Source organism: Flavobacterium sp. IMCC34518, assembly GCF_027111095.2.
Classification (GTDB): domain Bacteria; phylum Bacteroidota; class Bacteroidia; order Flavobacteriales; family Flavobacteriaceae; genus Flavobacterium; species Flavobacterium praedii.
The window spans coordinates 2,752,693-2,766,471 of record NZ_CP114284.2; the positions used below are offsets into that span (position 1 = coordinate 2,752,693).

General features: G+C 36.9%; 20 protein-coding genes. 1 reads left to right on the forward strand and 19 read right to left on the reverse strand.

Features of this window, described 5'->3' with window-relative positions:
- Position 1 precedes the first annotated feature (1 nt).
- From OZP06_RS11695 to OZP06_RS11785, 19 genes are all read right to left on the reverse strand, one after another.
- Complete coding sequence (locus OZP06_RS11695; RefSeq protein ID WP_269221996.1) at positions 2 to 352, reverse strand: hypothetical protein; 351 nt, start codon at positions 350 to 352, stop codon at positions 2 to 4.
- Positions 352 to 1,179 carry a hypothetical protein gene (locus tag OZP06_RS11700; RefSeq protein WP_269221997.1) on the reverse strand — a complete coding sequence of 276 codons (828 nt, stop codon included), beginning with the start codon at positions 1,177 to 1,179 and terminating at the stop codon, positions 352 to 354. The genes OZP06_RS11695 and OZP06_RS11700 overlap by 1 nt, the downstream gene beginning before the upstream one ends.
- Positions 1,176 to 1,640: a hypothetical protein gene (locus tag OZP06_RS11705; RefSeq protein WP_269221998.1), complete on the reverse strand. Its 465-nt coding sequence runs from the start codon at positions 1,638 to 1,640 to the stop codon at positions 1,176 to 1,178. The genes OZP06_RS11700 and OZP06_RS11705 overlap by 4 nt, the downstream gene beginning before the upstream one ends.
- Entirely contained in the window at positions 1,630 to 2,499 is an 870-nt protein-coding gene (locus OZP06_RS11710; RefSeq protein WP_269221999.1) for a nucleotidyltransferase, read from the reverse strand. Before OZP06_RS11710 ends, OZP06_RS11705 begins: the two co-directional genes overlap by 11 nt.
- Positions 2,484 to 2,792, reverse strand: a complete 309-nt coding sequence (locus tag OZP06_RS11715; protein WP_269222000.1) for a hypothetical protein — start codon at positions 2,790 to 2,792, stop codon at positions 2,484 to 2,486. Before OZP06_RS11715 ends, OZP06_RS11710 begins: the two co-directional genes overlap by 16 nt.
- Positions 2,789 to 3,124, reverse strand: a complete 336-nt coding sequence (locus OZP06_RS11720) for a hypothetical protein (protein ID WP_269222001.1) — start codon at positions 3,122 to 3,124, stop codon at positions 2,789 to 2,791. Before OZP06_RS11720 ends, OZP06_RS11715 begins: the two co-directional genes overlap by 4 nt.
- A complete protein-coding gene (locus OZP06_RS11725; RefSeq protein WP_269222002.1) occupies positions 3,124 to 3,399 on the reverse strand; it encodes a hypothetical protein in 276 nt (91 codons plus the stop codon). The genes OZP06_RS11720 and OZP06_RS11725 overlap by 1 nt, the downstream gene beginning before the upstream one ends.
- The gene (locus tag OZP06_RS11730) at positions 3,392 to 3,949 is read right to left on the reverse strand and encodes a hypothetical protein (protein ID WP_269222003.1); all 558 of its coding nucleotides are present in this window, start codon (positions 3,947 to 3,949) and stop codon (positions 3,392 to 3,394) included. The genes OZP06_RS11725 and OZP06_RS11730 overlap by 8 nt, the downstream gene beginning before the upstream one ends.
- Positions 3,946 to 4,911: a hypothetical protein gene (locus OZP06_RS11735; RefSeq protein ID WP_269222004.1), complete on the reverse strand. Its 966-nt coding sequence runs from the start codon at positions 4,909 to 4,911 to the stop codon at positions 3,946 to 3,948. Before OZP06_RS11735 ends, OZP06_RS11730 begins: the two co-directional genes overlap by 4 nt.
- Complete coding sequence (locus OZP06_RS11740) at positions 4,908 to 5,567, reverse strand: DUF6046 domain-containing protein (RefSeq protein WP_281323747.1); 660 nt, start codon at positions 5,565 to 5,567, stop codon at positions 4,908 to 4,910. The genes OZP06_RS11735 and OZP06_RS11740 overlap by 4 nt, the downstream gene beginning before the upstream one ends.
- On the reverse strand, positions 5,564 to 7,507 hold the full coding sequence (locus tag OZP06_RS11745; protein WP_269222006.1) for a phage tail tape measure protein: 1,944 nt from the start codon (positions 7,505 to 7,507) through the stop codon (positions 5,564 to 5,566). The genes OZP06_RS11740 and OZP06_RS11745 overlap by 4 nt, the downstream gene beginning before the upstream one ends.
- 211 nt (positions 7,508 to 7,718) lie before the next feature.
- Entirely contained in the window at positions 7,719 to 8,081 is a 363-nt protein-coding gene (locus OZP06_RS11750) for a hypothetical protein (protein WP_269222007.1), read from the reverse strand.
- A 2-nt stretch (positions 8,082 to 8,083) separates the two neighbouring features.
- Positions 8,084 to 8,515 carry a hypothetical protein gene (locus OZP06_RS11755; protein ID WP_269222008.1) on the reverse strand — a complete coding sequence of 144 codons (432 nt, stop codon included), beginning with the start codon at positions 8,513 to 8,515 and terminating at the stop codon, positions 8,084 to 8,086.
- 4 nt (positions 8,516 to 8,519) lie between these two features.
- Positions 8,520 to 9,722 (reverse strand): DUF2586 family protein, encoded by a 1,203-nt coding sequence (locus OZP06_RS11760; protein ID WP_269222009.1) that lies wholly within the window; start codon positions 9,720 to 9,722, stop codon positions 8,520 to 8,522.
- A gap of 2 nt (positions 9,723 to 9,724) precedes the next feature.
- Entirely contained in the window at positions 9,725 to 10,069 is a 345-nt protein-coding gene (locus OZP06_RS11765) for a hypothetical protein (protein WP_281323748.1), read from the reverse strand.
- Positions 10,070 to 10,081: 12 nt separating this feature from the next.
- Positions 10,082 to 10,264 carry a hypothetical protein gene (locus OZP06_RS11770; RefSeq protein ID WP_269222011.1) on the reverse strand — a complete coding sequence of 61 codons (183 nt, stop codon included), beginning with the start codon at positions 10,262 to 10,264 and terminating at the stop codon, positions 10,082 to 10,084.
- Positions 10,261 to 10,734, reverse strand: coding sequence for a lysozyme (locus OZP06_RS11775; protein WP_269222012.1), 474 nt, complete (start codon positions 10,732 to 10,734; stop codon positions 10,261 to 10,263). The genes OZP06_RS11770 and OZP06_RS11775 overlap by 4 nt, the downstream gene beginning before the upstream one ends.
- A 125-nt stretch (positions 10,735 to 10,859) precedes the next feature.
- Positions 10,860 to 11,870, reverse strand: coding sequence for a hypothetical protein (locus OZP06_RS11780; protein WP_269222013.1), 1,011 nt, complete (start codon positions 11,868 to 11,870; stop codon positions 10,860 to 10,862).
- Positions 11,871 to 11,963: 93 nt separating this feature from the next.
- On the reverse strand, positions 11,964 to 13,115 hold the full coding sequence (locus OZP06_RS11785) for an ATP-dependent Clp protease proteolytic subunit (protein WP_281323749.1): 1,152 nt from the start codon (positions 13,113 to 13,115) through the stop codon (positions 11,964 to 11,966).
- A 197-nt stretch (positions 13,116 to 13,312) separates the two neighbouring features.
- Here OZP06_RS11785 and OZP06_RS11790 point away from each other — a divergent pair, with 197 nt between their 5' ends.
- Positions 13,313 to 13,774, forward strand: coding sequence for a hypothetical protein (locus OZP06_RS11790; protein WP_269222016.1), 462 nt, complete (start codon positions 13,313 to 13,315; stop codon positions 13,772 to 13,774).
- Positions 13,775 to 13,779: the final 5 nt, after the last annotated feature.

A 13,779-nucleotide genomic window follows, 5' to 3' on the forward strand; every position in this document is an offset into this window, starting at 1 on the left:
TTTAAAAGTCTATTTGATTAATAATATTAAAGTTTCCTAGTTGTTCTGGATTACCCTCCAGATAAATTCCCTCAATAAATACTCCCTCTACGAAACCTTTGCAAAAATCACCTGATTCAAGAATTGCAGTATTGGTATTTGGGGATCGTTTAAAAATCAAGAGTTGTCCTGGTGCATAAATAGTAGATGAGCTAACCCCCGCTAGTAATTCGTTTAACCCTTCAATTTCGGTTACTGGAATTTTATCATTTTTATGTCTGAATGAATCCCATGTGTCCCAAAACTGATTTTGTGTTGGTTTTAAACCTGTTTTAAACCAGTTTTTAATTGTATTTATATTTACTATTGCCATTATCCTAGGTATTGAATGAAGTGTACAACTCGATAAGGATTCATAATATCAAAAGCTTGGTCTCCTCCTATATATTCTGTGTATGCTTCAACAGCATTGTCGAGAGAAAAATTTGAAGAACCTGAGCCTCTGTCGATATCATTAACATTAGAAGGTATTTTACTAGCTAGTTTTAACCTAAACTTAGGGAGTTCATTAATAGATAATGTTTTTGAAGAATCCCCTCCATAATCTAATAAAGTATCAAACAAAGGGATACTTGTATCCAATCCAACAGGCATACGCCCTTTCAGAGGTGTATATTCTACCCAACCGTCTGGAATATCCGCTACTGGTTGTCCCCAAACTGCAATAAGTCCTATAGGTATATTGCTGGCTGGACGTGCTTCCAATTGTTCAATCCTTAATATCAATTCAGCAATAGTGGTTTTATCTTCTTTAGCGTCCAAAGCTTCTGGAATTAACTTTGTTTCAAACCCGCGTTTAAAATCACTCCAAGGCCATTGAGTAGTGGCGGTTCCAAAAGTGGCGCGACGGTTATAAATTACATCGTGGGCGTTACCATCTTCAAATTCAAGGGCTGTTCTGTTTTCAATAATAATAACATTTGGTTGTACTAAGCCTCCTTTAAATTCAAGAACTTCGCCATTAATAAAAACTACACCATTACTTACCGTGGTTCCTACTGTAGTGCATCCTGAGATAATGGTAAAGTTTCCCGCAATAGCTCCAAGTGCATTGAAAATATTGTAGCTTGTTTGCATGTCATCAAGTATGTTCGTTTCCAACGGAAACCCAACACTCTGATTAAAATTCAATATATTCATATCGGTTGTATTTTATATCTTTTGGATGCCAGTTTATAAAAATTTATCAATGCGTTTAATTCGTGTATTCGTGTGTTTATAATTTCAGCAGGAGCAAAAACAATAAAGTCAACACCTGTATTCGTGTATTCGCTATTTTGGTAGATATACATTCTACCCAAAAACACTGGTTTCTTTTCCGCCCTGGTGTATATGTATTTTCGCGGAAACGAATTGCCTTCGCCTATATAAATACGCCTTTCGGCAACATCAAGCGTATCATTCAGCACCTTTCGTAATAAGCAAACTTGACCCGTATGATTGATTTTATACCAATCTGACAATCTTTTTTGTTTCCAGCTATAATGCAAATTAGCAATTGGAGTGAGTAACACTTGAACCCAACTCACTATAATAGGCTTTCGCAAAAAAGTAGGTAGGTTTAAAATCCCAAATCGGTTATAATCTATATCATACCACATAGGTTACATTGTCAAAATTTACAATTTCAAAATATCCTGCAACTGGAATAGTTTTCACATTTATCGGCATAAAACCCAAATAATCATCAGTTGCACTATTATAGGCACTCGAGGTGGCATTGATAATATTAGCGTTCTTTACACCATCCACGGCTCTTAGTTTTGCTATCAGATCATTCAAGACTAATTCGCCATCAAATGGCAATGCTTTCATATAATCGTGAATTGCTTTTTCAACTGGTTTACCACCATTTATAATTGAATTTCCGCTATCATCAAGAACCAATACATCACGATAAATAGCCATATTTAATGCCAATTTATCCGCAGGATTATTAACTACATTTATCTTTACCCCTGCATACTTTATTTCTGCCAAATACTCTTTAAAAGCTGTAATCTGAGTTAAATCTAGTGGTGTTAAGTCTTCACCTAATTCGCTCGCAACTTTTATCGTTAATCGGTTACTCTCTATTGATTCCTTAACAGAGCAATATTTTATAATTTTTGAAGCTTCAATCTGGTCGATTGTAAACCCAATATTATCAAATTTATCAGTATCGGTAAGCAAATCAAAGCCATATTGAAATGCCAAAGACATGTTACGATACCAACGAGGTGTACCACTCTTTTGCTCATAAAGTGCAGTGTCGATTTCTTTTTTATGGTTGTCGAATAGTGATTCTAGAACAAAGACTCCAAATGCGAAAATGTCAAACAAAATACTTTCGAGGGAAACTTTTGAAAACTCATTTTCAAAAATTGCGCCTTCAGCAAAACCGTATGCTTCTTGCAGTACTGTATTTGCCATAAAAATAGTTGTGAATGCTAATTTTATTTCTTTTATTGTTCTTGCCATTTTGTTACTATAAAATCAGTTCCTATTATCATTGATCCAATGCCGCTTGGTTGTTCTGGTAAATTATTATTCCCGTTTATTGAGCATGTTGCTATTTTGTGGTTTCTCCCCTTAAAATAATTAGCTACATCAATATTGTTGAAATTAGATTTTGGAACGGTCAATTTATGTCCAGGTTCTAAGATATCCGTAATTGAAAGCCCGTTGGCCAATGCCCATTCAAAAACAGCCAAAACACTTCCGTCTTCTTGAACTGCTATATCAAATAAGGATTGGTTTTCTTGTACTATCATGGGTGATCTAATTTGTATTTCTTATGTATGCGCATCAACTCATTGTATTTTCGCTTCCACAAATCCCGCTCCTTTTTTAAAAAGCTTATTTCTTCTTTTAGAATTGTTTCCTTTTGTGTAAAGAGTCGATCTAAAGAGTTGAATTTTTCTTCGTACCGAATAGGCAAATCGTCCAGCGCCTCTTTGTAAAGCTTTACAACCGCACTACCATTACCAATTTCTTTTGTGTCAACTTCTACATTGTATTTTCTACGAGTAAAAAACCAACCAAAGAAACCTCCAACAAAAGCAGTGAAAACCAATAATAAATAGGGGCGTAAAAGTTCAAACATTAAGTAATTTTTTGCATTATTAAATCTTTTATATCATCGTAGTTTTTTCCGTCAAGAGCAAGCTGTGTATCAATTATACTTTCAATTTTATGAGGATTTGGAACACCTCTCATTTCTGTAACTAGATTGGCACCAAGTAATGGATCAAACTTTAATTCACCTTGATTCATTTGCAAAATAATACCCACTTCTTGCATCAATGTATTACCCAATTGCAACCTTCCGTTTACAATTTTTAGATCATTATTTTCATCAAGTAGGATACCTTTAGCCATTACCATGCTTTATTGTTATGTTTTCAATATTGGATAAATCTGTGCGTTCGAGTGAGGTAAATGAGGTAACCAAAGCTTTCAAACTTGCACCACCATCATTTGCGACTGGAATCCAGTTTTCAAAAACAGTTTGAATATTTTCTAAAATCAAAGTGTTTTTATCCGCTTGTGTTTTTAACTCTTTTGCATTTACTATTCCGCCAAACTCTTCACCATTAATTAGTAATAAACCATTATTTAAATTCAATTTAAAACCCGATTCATCTATAATCTCAATTTCTTCAATTTCCTCGCAGGAAATCATAAAACAAGCTTCACCATTATGAATTGACCCAACCAAAGCTGATGTACCTATTTTTGGTCTATAGTTTACAGCACCCAAACCAAGCAATACATCATGATATTCAAGAGCGTTTAACAAACCGATTGCCGTCATTGTTTTTTCTTCCCAATCAATTTCTTTCACCGTTACCCATTCCGTTTGTAATGGCACATGTGACTTCATTTTATTGGTCATTAAATTTTTAAATTCGGCTAATACCTTTGTCATTCTGCTTTTTTGTCTAAATCAATAGTTTGGTGGTATTTTGGACTGTCATCAAATTCCTTGACCACTTTTTTTATAAAATACAATCCCTTTCTATCGGGATACTGATAACTTAATATTTGAGCTTTCATACCGTGTATTACGCTTGGCGTTCCAAATACTGTTATATGACCTTCAAATCCATCTACTTTAAATTTATCATAATCGGCTTTTGCGAGTTTTAATAATTCAGCCTCGAGAGTTATATTGTAATAGGATAAATGTTGCTCTGTTCCAAAATCATCACCATACTCTACTTTTAACTTTTTACCTTTTGGCAGTGTTGAATTGGCAATTATTTTTATAATTACGTCCTCCTTGTTTTTATACTGAAGGTTATTGTCGATTACATTTTTAGTAAAATTGAATACAACCGGTTCCGACACATCGTCACTATAAATTTTACCAACAATCAGCTTCTTTCCTTTAAAATAAGAGTAGATATTATTGCCTTGCAATTCTTCCAATATCTTAGCAGCCGTTGTATTTGGAAAGCGTTTGGTACCGATATTGATATCGGCAACATCATACTCGATACCAGGAGGAATAATCAACTTAATCAAGTCCTCCAGTTTTGTACTTTTCATCGATACATTAACCGAATGCTTTTTGAGTAAGTACATATAATCATCACACTTTATTTTTACAGGAATATCCGCCGATACTTCACTTATAAAGCCTGTGAATTCTAACAATAGATTCTCATCATATCCCAAATAGATTTCAACGGGATCACCTTTTTTAAATATTGCCTTTACGTTCAGTTTGTCAAAGTCCTTTACATTTCGTGGCAACACAATAACAGCTGTATCAGTTAATAGTTCCCATGAACTTTCAATACGAACAGAATTGCATTTTCGAATTACAATTTCGTCATGAGTAGCCGTTTCCGGAAAGATTATTTTTGAAACCATTGCTAATGTCATATTCTACTTTTTGTATTCAATTCAATAGGATCATCACTTATTGCAGTTACAGTGAATGTTCGAATATTAGGTTTACCTCGCATTGGTTCAAAAGTCACTCCTTTTATTGTCAATCGCTTAATCTTTCGAACTGTGAACAATTCACCAAAGACCTCTATACTACTTGCCAAATTATCCCAGTTAATCAATTCCTTTTCTTGTTCTAATGGGTTTTTAAAACCTTGAGGTTGTGATCCGTCTGGAATCAAAAAACCATTTATAGAGACTTGCCAATCATCAAATCCATAAATTTCTTTTACGGTTCCTTTACCGCCGTTAATTCGGGTAACACCCATAATCTTATCCCTTCTAAAAGAAACAATCGAGGCAATTGGCAATCTAAAATCACCCATCTTTTTATCGACTATTTCGCCACGCTCATTATACTTTTTATACACTCCTGACGAAAAAAGAATAGGAAACACAATCGGTGTACCCATATCGCTAGTCTCATACGATTCGTTTATTTCCTTCACAACTTCCAGTCCCGCAAATAATGCGTTTGGATCATCTGGATTACCAGTGGCCGCTTCTGGTCTATATATGCCTCCTATTCTAATGCCGAAAGCATCCATAAATAAATTGGCCAGTGGTGGTAAACTATATTCTATTATCATCCCGCAGCTATTAAGGCATCTTTCATGGTATCGTTTATTCTACCCACAACATGCTCGGTTATTTTTTCAAAGTTCATTAAGTCCTCTTTGGCCACTTTATAAGTGTTGTACACGTTAAGTGTCATGTTGATTATTTTCCCTCCTGTAGAATTTGCACCACTTTTGTCTGCTCCAATACTACTTGGACTTACTATAGGTGTTGCTGGAACTGCTGCGGGTTTTCCTTCGGGACCAACTATTTTGCTTTTCTCTTTTTCTTTAGCCTTTTTTGGGTCGGCTTCATCAAGTGCTAGATTATGGCGCATTTCAGCAATCCATTTTCCTCCGGTTCCTGCCAGTCCTCCAAGACCTGGTATTTTTGCCAATAGTCCTAAAAGCTGTTGAACTGGGTACAATAGCGCATCAAGTAATACTAACCCTATACGTTTTATACCTCCTACAATGCCTCCTTTTTCGAAAGCAGCGGTTATACTGTCCCAATGGCGTACAAAACTTTGAACCAAATTGATAATCCAGCCAAGTGGACCAATTACAATGGATAAAGCTGCGCCCCAATCTTCGTAATAAGTGATGATAGTGGCTACAACTGCAACTAGTGCCGAAATTGCAAGAATTACTAACCCTATTGGGTTTGCATCCATGGCAATATTTAATAACCATTGTGCTGCCGTTTGCAAGTATGTTGCCTCTTTGAGCATTGTGTATAAACTTGATAGAGCCACCAGTCCAGGTGCAAGGTTTATGATTCCCATTATTCCCTGCAAGCCTATGTCAATGAACGGTAGCATACTTCCGGTAGCTCCATAAATACTCAACTTAATATCATCAAAATAAGAAACAATCCTGTCTTTTTGTTCCTGGTAACTTGTACCCATTGTTGCAGCCATATCAGCAAGCGCTGTTTGGTCTTCGGTAATTTGGGTTGTGTATGTTTTTAATAATTCAACATTTCCCAAAAGTCCTGTTATAGCGACTGTATTTTCAGTTCCAAACATTGCGCCAAGCAAAGCATCATTACTTCCGAGTTTCTTAAGCTCTGTTAACCTTTCTGCTAATGTTCTGTTTTTATCTGAAAGGACATCAATATCAACACCAGCTCCTTTAAGTTGCTCTCGAACTTCTTTAGGCAAAAACTCCTTTTTACCCATTGTAGCCAAAACGTTACGCAATGCGATACCGCCTTCAGCACCTTCTTTGCCATATTTTCCAAGTACTTGTAACGCTGCATTGGTTTCTATGAAAGATACATTTGCATTTTTTGCCACCGCACCTACATTATCAATTGCCACGGCAACCTGGTCAACTTCCTGATTACCTACTTTAGCGGAAGCCGTGATATTATTTAGCATAATATCCATTTGGTTTGCCGCTTCAACAGGATCACTCAAATCAACGCCAAATTGATTCATAACACTTGATGCTGCATTGGTTGCACCTGTTAAATCTCCGTGCATTGTTTCGGCAAGCATTGCCACACTATTTCCCATTTGGTCTAGTGCCTCGGGGTTTTTAGCGATTTCAGGCGATAACTTAGAAAGCAACAATGTGTAACTTCTAATGTTGTCCTGGGCTTTGCTTCCAAACTCGACAGCAGTTTCACGCGCATTTACTTTAATTTGCGAAAGTGCTTCATCTGTAACTCCTGTTATTGCACTCAATTCTTTTAAGGATGAGTCCAAGGCATAAGCCCCAACCGCCCCATCCAATAAGGGTTGACCTAAATTGGTAATTGCATCAGCACCTGCATTTACAGCGAGTTGTTTTAAAGAAGCATTCGACTTTTCAAAGGACTTTGCAGAATCAACACCAAGTTTGGTTACTTGTTTGTCAACTGATTCGATAGATGTTTCCATCTTTTTAACAGCACCCGTAACTTCATTTACGGGGCTTGTTATTTCATCGATGAGTTTAAGTATCCAATTAGTTTCTTGATCTGCCATTATTCTGTATCGGTTTTACCTCCGAATATTTTACCTAAAATGTTAGTTTGTATTTCGGCATCCAATGTCTTCAAATACATTGCCTCCTGATAGAGCTGCGCCCATTTATGAATTGTAAGTTTTCGAGGTTCTACGTGAAAAGCTCCTCTTATCAAAGCATTTCCACGCCTGTAAAAATCAGCATCATCATCGGACGAAATAGTTTCATCCGCTATCGCTTTTTTACAACCGCTTCCCTTCTTTTGAAAAGTTGTGCTAAGGCTTTATAAGCCGATGCTTTCATTTCATCATCTACAAGTACAGCCTCAGAACCACCAACTCTACAAGTATTAAAAAGTACCTTTAAACCGTCCATTTCTTCGCTCTTTTTAGCATAATCTGCTAACATTTGCAATTGATCAAGGTTTGGTTTTAAAAAGTAAGTAGCGTGTGTTTGCTCATCATCGTCAATTGTAATGACTTCGTGAATGTACTTTGTGCCTTTTTTTGCTTTCAAATCGGTCATTTCTGCATCGCTTAAATATCCTATTGGGTCAGCAATTGTTTCGATTTCTTCTAATTTTTTAGCTTCCATAATTAAACATTCCAGTCTATGTGTGTACAAATAACTTCAACAGTTTGTTCGACTGTTTTGTCTCCTTTTTTTACCTGTCTCCCTGCTTTTACAAATTCTACATTACGAATAATGTCTTTGTAAATACGAGCATTATAAACGTATTGGACAATTACATCAAAAGGAGCAATGTCCTGTAAACGTGTTCCAGGTGGCAAAGCATCAAGTATAGCGATAACCTCTTCTTGGTACAGTTTAAGACCCATTTTAGCAGTGTAATCTCCTTCACCAACACCAATAGGCATTCTACCCGCGCCTTTGATTAGTTCTTTTTCGATGGTGTCTTCATAAGACAATTCAGTTATACCCTCTACATCACGTCCCAATATGTTCGCGGTTACAGAGTTCCAACCAGCCATACGCCCGAAGGCGTTTATTAATGTTGCTACTTGCATAATTTTAGTTTAGTGATAAATCAACCTCAAATGTGTGGATGATTGCTCCAAGTGTTACTGTTGTTTTAACCAATAAAGGCGTTTGATCGTTTGGGTTTTGTCCCGCAGGAATTACCAAATCATATCCACTTATTTCCGCAGCTACAAGCATAGCCTGTAATGGTTTCTTTCCAATATTTTCCAAAGAAGTTATAGAAGTGTCTTTCAGCTTACCGGTTACTGGGTCTCTCTGGAACCAGCCACGTACTTTAGGTAAAAGTGCATTTCTAATACCTAGAGCTGCTTTATCCCATACACCATTGTTTTCTCCTGTAGAGTAATCGGATGAGATATTGGTACAAGTTGGTTCACCATTCAAGTACACACCCGCAAAGCCTTGGAAGCTTCCTGCGTAGATATAACCATTCGCGGTTAATGCACGTTTTTCAACATCAGTTAATGACGAAACTGGCGTTCCATCACTCAAAGCAGCCGACAACCATAACCCTTTTAAACTATCCGTTAACGGGTAGGTCAATTCACCTTTTCGGGCATTTGGTTTAGTGATTATGTCAACAGAGCCTAAATTTTCATTCACTTTGCGAACGGCACGCATTCCAAGAATAGAACCAACTGCAGCATAATGAGAATAAGCCGCATCTAGTGATGCGATTGCAGGGTCTTGAGCAATTACCAAGCTTACTTTTCCCGCAGAAAGTGTTCTCCTGGTAACGGCTGCTTTCGAAATGTTTCTTGCTTCAAGATAAATCCCATTTAGGTAAATTTTATCGGCAAACAAATTATTTATAAATAACTGACAAGCGTTGATTTCGGCAACTAAGTCCAAAGCAACTACATCAGCATTATATACAAAACCAATGCGTTTTACATCTGTATGCGCTCTAAATTCTGCTTTGGCTTGAGCACTTTCAAAAAACAGTTTTGCTGTAGTTTTTTCAGTAACCACTAGCTTCAATGTTCCGTTTGGCGCGAGCCTAAAAAACTCTGATATATGATGATGAAGCAAAACAGCCTCATTGGCATCATAAGCCGCATCAAATCCCAATGCTTCCGCATCCAATACACTTAACAGTTGAATTACTTCATCTGGTGTATTTGTCAATGGGTCATTGACAAATGCTACCAATGCCATTACAGCATCGGTAGATGTTTCAGTACGGTTTAATCCGCCTTCACCTTTGTTTACTATTACACCATCAAAACTCATCGTTAGTCTTGTTTAGGGGTTAATTCCAATTTTCTTGCCGCGAAAGCAGCAACAACTGTAGTTCTTGTTTCGCCAGCGGCTAGGATAGCGTCTAGCTCTTCAATTGATTCCGCAGAAGCTGCAAAAGCGATCAATTCCTCAGCCTTTTTTTTGCCTTCTTTATGGGCATTATCTTCTTTTTTCTCTTCAATAACATCCGAACGTTTTACCGTTACAAAGTCTTTGTTATGAATACGGGCTCTATCTTCTTTTAAGAAGGCTTGTACATCTGGAGTGATAAACACTACTTTTGCCAGTGGGTATTGTTTGAATACCTCAATAGCTTCGTCTTTAATTTCTTTATTCATTTTATATCGTTATTAAATGGTTTTAACAGTATTATCCAATTTATGGGCAAACAATTGTATAATTGTATCTACACTTACAAAGCGAGCTACAAATCGCAATATCCTTCCTGCGTTGGTAGTAGCGGGGCTTTGTGCGTATTGCTGCGCCGCTTGATCTAAAGATGATTTTATTTCCTTTGGGATTTCTTTACTCATGGTGTAAAATAGATTTGACTTTCTTTGATTCTGCGTGTTGTTAATCCTGGTACCACAACTCCTTTTGCCTTATTCCATTTTAGAAACTCGTTGACAATAGTTTTGTCATTTGGATTTGCGTTTACTTTTTTTAACAATGTACTATCTCCTAATCCTTCTGGAATATCATCGGCATCAATGTCGGTTCCCAAGTTGTAAGCAAAAGAGACCAATGCATTAAATTGGTTTTGAGTAACACTTGATTTTATCAAACCAGTTACATCTTTGGCAAATAAATCAGCTGTTGAGCGAAACATTTGTTCGGCAAAAGCTTTTGTTATTGGCGGGTCCTTCATAGTGACCTTCCTACCGTTTGGATAGACTGTGTTTCCTTTACCAATCGTTGGAACTTTTGCACTACACAAATAAGGATATAGTCTTGATCCCTCGAAGCCTCCAAGTAAAATATATCCGCTTTCGTTTAATTTCATTTTAAATAGATTTTAAAAAAGGCTTTAGTTTGATTTTTGCTCATGTTAATGTTCACACCACTTTGTTTGTGTGCCGTGTAGGCTGTGGCGGTGCAATTCAAGACTAAAGCCTTTTTTACTTTTTACTAGGCTACACCATCAATAATAGCGGCCAATCCTTGATCTTGGATTGCAAAACAACCGAAGTACAAATCGTACCCTACTACTGATTTTCTGTTTTCTGGGTCTGCTTTTCTATCTCTAGCAAAACGGTCAACCGTTCCTTTTGCTTTTACACAGCTTAATTTGTGAAAAATTATAGAAGATGTTCTACCAGCCGTTACACTATCAAAAGCTAATTTCCCTTTTGTTGTAGCGTGGTATGTTGGTGTATATACCTCTTCATAAATTTTGAACCCATAATAACTCATAGCGATTGCACCATCAACACGGTTTTGGTAACCTTTTTCAAATACAGAATCTTCAATTAACAAATCGTTTGCATGAGTAGAACTCATTACCCAGATACGTCCTGTTTTTGGTACAGAGGCTTTGTCTAAGGCTGCTTTTAATCGAATTACATCCGCTTTTACCAATCGTCTACGAGTTCCATCTAATGGTCCAGTAGTTTCAAGAACTGGTGTACTGGCAGAATTAGAGACAGGAGATATAGAATACAAAGCATGTTCAGTCACTTTTATTTCCAATTCTTCTTTCAACTCCATATTGATATCACCTTCTTTGTCGTAAGCAATAGCATACAACTCATCTTGTGTTACGTGTCTGTTTTCGGTAGAATATTTATTAAGTGAAACAACTACTTGCTCGTCATCTCTTCCACTGGAAACCATAGGATACACAGTGTTGTTTATTAATACAACTGGTGCGCTATCGCCTTTACGTTTTGGAATCTTAATGGTATTGTTACCCACCCAAGCATCCTTACTTGTAACTTCTGAAAGCCATGTCCCCAAACTTCTGAATTTGGTTAAAATGAATTTCTCATTCAATTCGTTCAACAAATCGCCATCGACAATTGAAACACCACAAGTACGTAAGTTTACCTTATGCTCTTTTGGAATACTGTGGTTAAAAGTTCCCGCTATGGATACTACTGATAACAACAGCATCACTAATACTAATCCTAACTTTTTCATATTTTTTATTATTGATTTTTGTTTTTTTTTACTAAAAACAGGCTACGGCTCAAAGCGTTGCAGCCTGTTTTTCTCTCTCTAGTTTTTGTCTTCTTATTTTTTTACTTCAAGTGATGCAACGTATGCCGCTTTGAATGCCTCAGGATCATCCTGAGCCATTGTTTGTAATTCAATTTCTGTCATTTCTGCAAATGCTTTTACTGCTCCTGCAGCACCCGGAACAATCGCAGCCGATACTTTTCCTAAAGCTGTAAGTCCTTTGATATAGCTTTCACAACCCGCAAAATCAGTTTTCGCCCATGTTTTCAAACTTTCGCCTTGTGTAGCGTTTACTTTTTTCTCAGCGATTGCATCATTAATCAAAGTGTCTACTTTGGCTGTAGCGTCCGCATTTTCTTTGGCAGCCTTTTCGGCTTTCAATCCCGCAACTTCCTCAGCCGCCAATTTATTGGCTTGAATCTTTGCTTTGATTGTTTCTTCGGAAGCATCTTCCGGAAGCCCTAAGGATAGAGCAATGATCTTTTGATCCATAGTTTTTAAAGGTTTTGTGTGATTTGTAATTTTTGGAATTGTCGGAGAACCACAAGCTTGAAAAAGTGCTTTGGTTTCCTTTGTAATAGGAGCTTTTTTGGTTACCCCTGAAATAAATTTTAGCTCAGCAGCTTCTTTGGCAGAAAGCCAAACATCGCCTTTTGACCAATTGGCCTCAATAACATCTACAGAAATACCAGTTTTTGCGGAATAGGCTTCTTTGTATTGAATAGACATATTTTGAAGCAACTTTAAACCAGAGGCAATTGCATCCTCATTACCCGATAAATGCCCGGATGGTTTATGATACATATATTGTCCGTTTTCGGCTTGAATGCATTCATCCAGTGAAGAGGCAATCTTTGTATATGCAGATGCTAGCAATGCGCCCGCAGTTCCTTTTTTAGAACCCGGAAAGCGTTGTATTTGGTTTTCGATTTCGGCAGCCTGAAAAACATCGCCACCCGGACCATTAAGATATACTTCAACATCCTGTATTCCTTGCGCTAAAAACTCATCTATTTTTCTTGTGATTTCTTCAGCAGAATTATTCCACTCATAAATCAATCCCGTAATTCTTAGATAAGCTGTATTGTCTTTTGCTTCCGCCGTAATTACCAAAGGATAATCATGCGCTAAGGCGGAAAATGTGGCGGCTGTTAATCCAGTTCCTCCAGCACCAATGATACATATATGTTTATAGGCGCTTTTCATTTAGATTTTTACTGTTTTCATAGTGTGTTGCGAATTATTGTGATGACAAAATTTGGATTATTTCGGGGACAAAAAAAATCATGAATCCAACGTTAGGAGTGTACTCCTGTTGATGCGGTTTGTATTCCTGACCTAAGAAAGTAGTATCAATTCATTACGTAATGATTGTGCAATTTTGTGTTAGAAAAAGCACATCAATGGCAAAAATTAGAGAGCAAAAGCTCGCAGAGGATTTATACATCAAAGGCAAGAAAACAGCCAAAGACATTGCCCAATTAGTTGGAGTTAGTGAAAAAACTGTGGGCGATTGGGTCGAAAAATTCAAGTGGAAGGAACGAAGGAACGCATTATTAGGCTCTCAACAAAACGGCTTAAAAAACATCAATAGCCTAATTGATATGTATGCCGAAAACTTGGTCGCAATGGAAAGTGACCCCGATGCCAAACAAGACCAAAAAACAAAACTTGTAGATGCACTGGCCAAACTAAACAAAGCAAAGGACGGCTTCGAAAAAGAATACCGAATTCCGTATAACACCTACATCAATGTGATGGACTTAATTATGAGCGATATGCTGGTAAAAGTCAATCCAAAAATACATTTAGAGATTATGGAATTCTTTGAAAATCATACTAACGAATTAGCCCTTAAATACTAATTAAA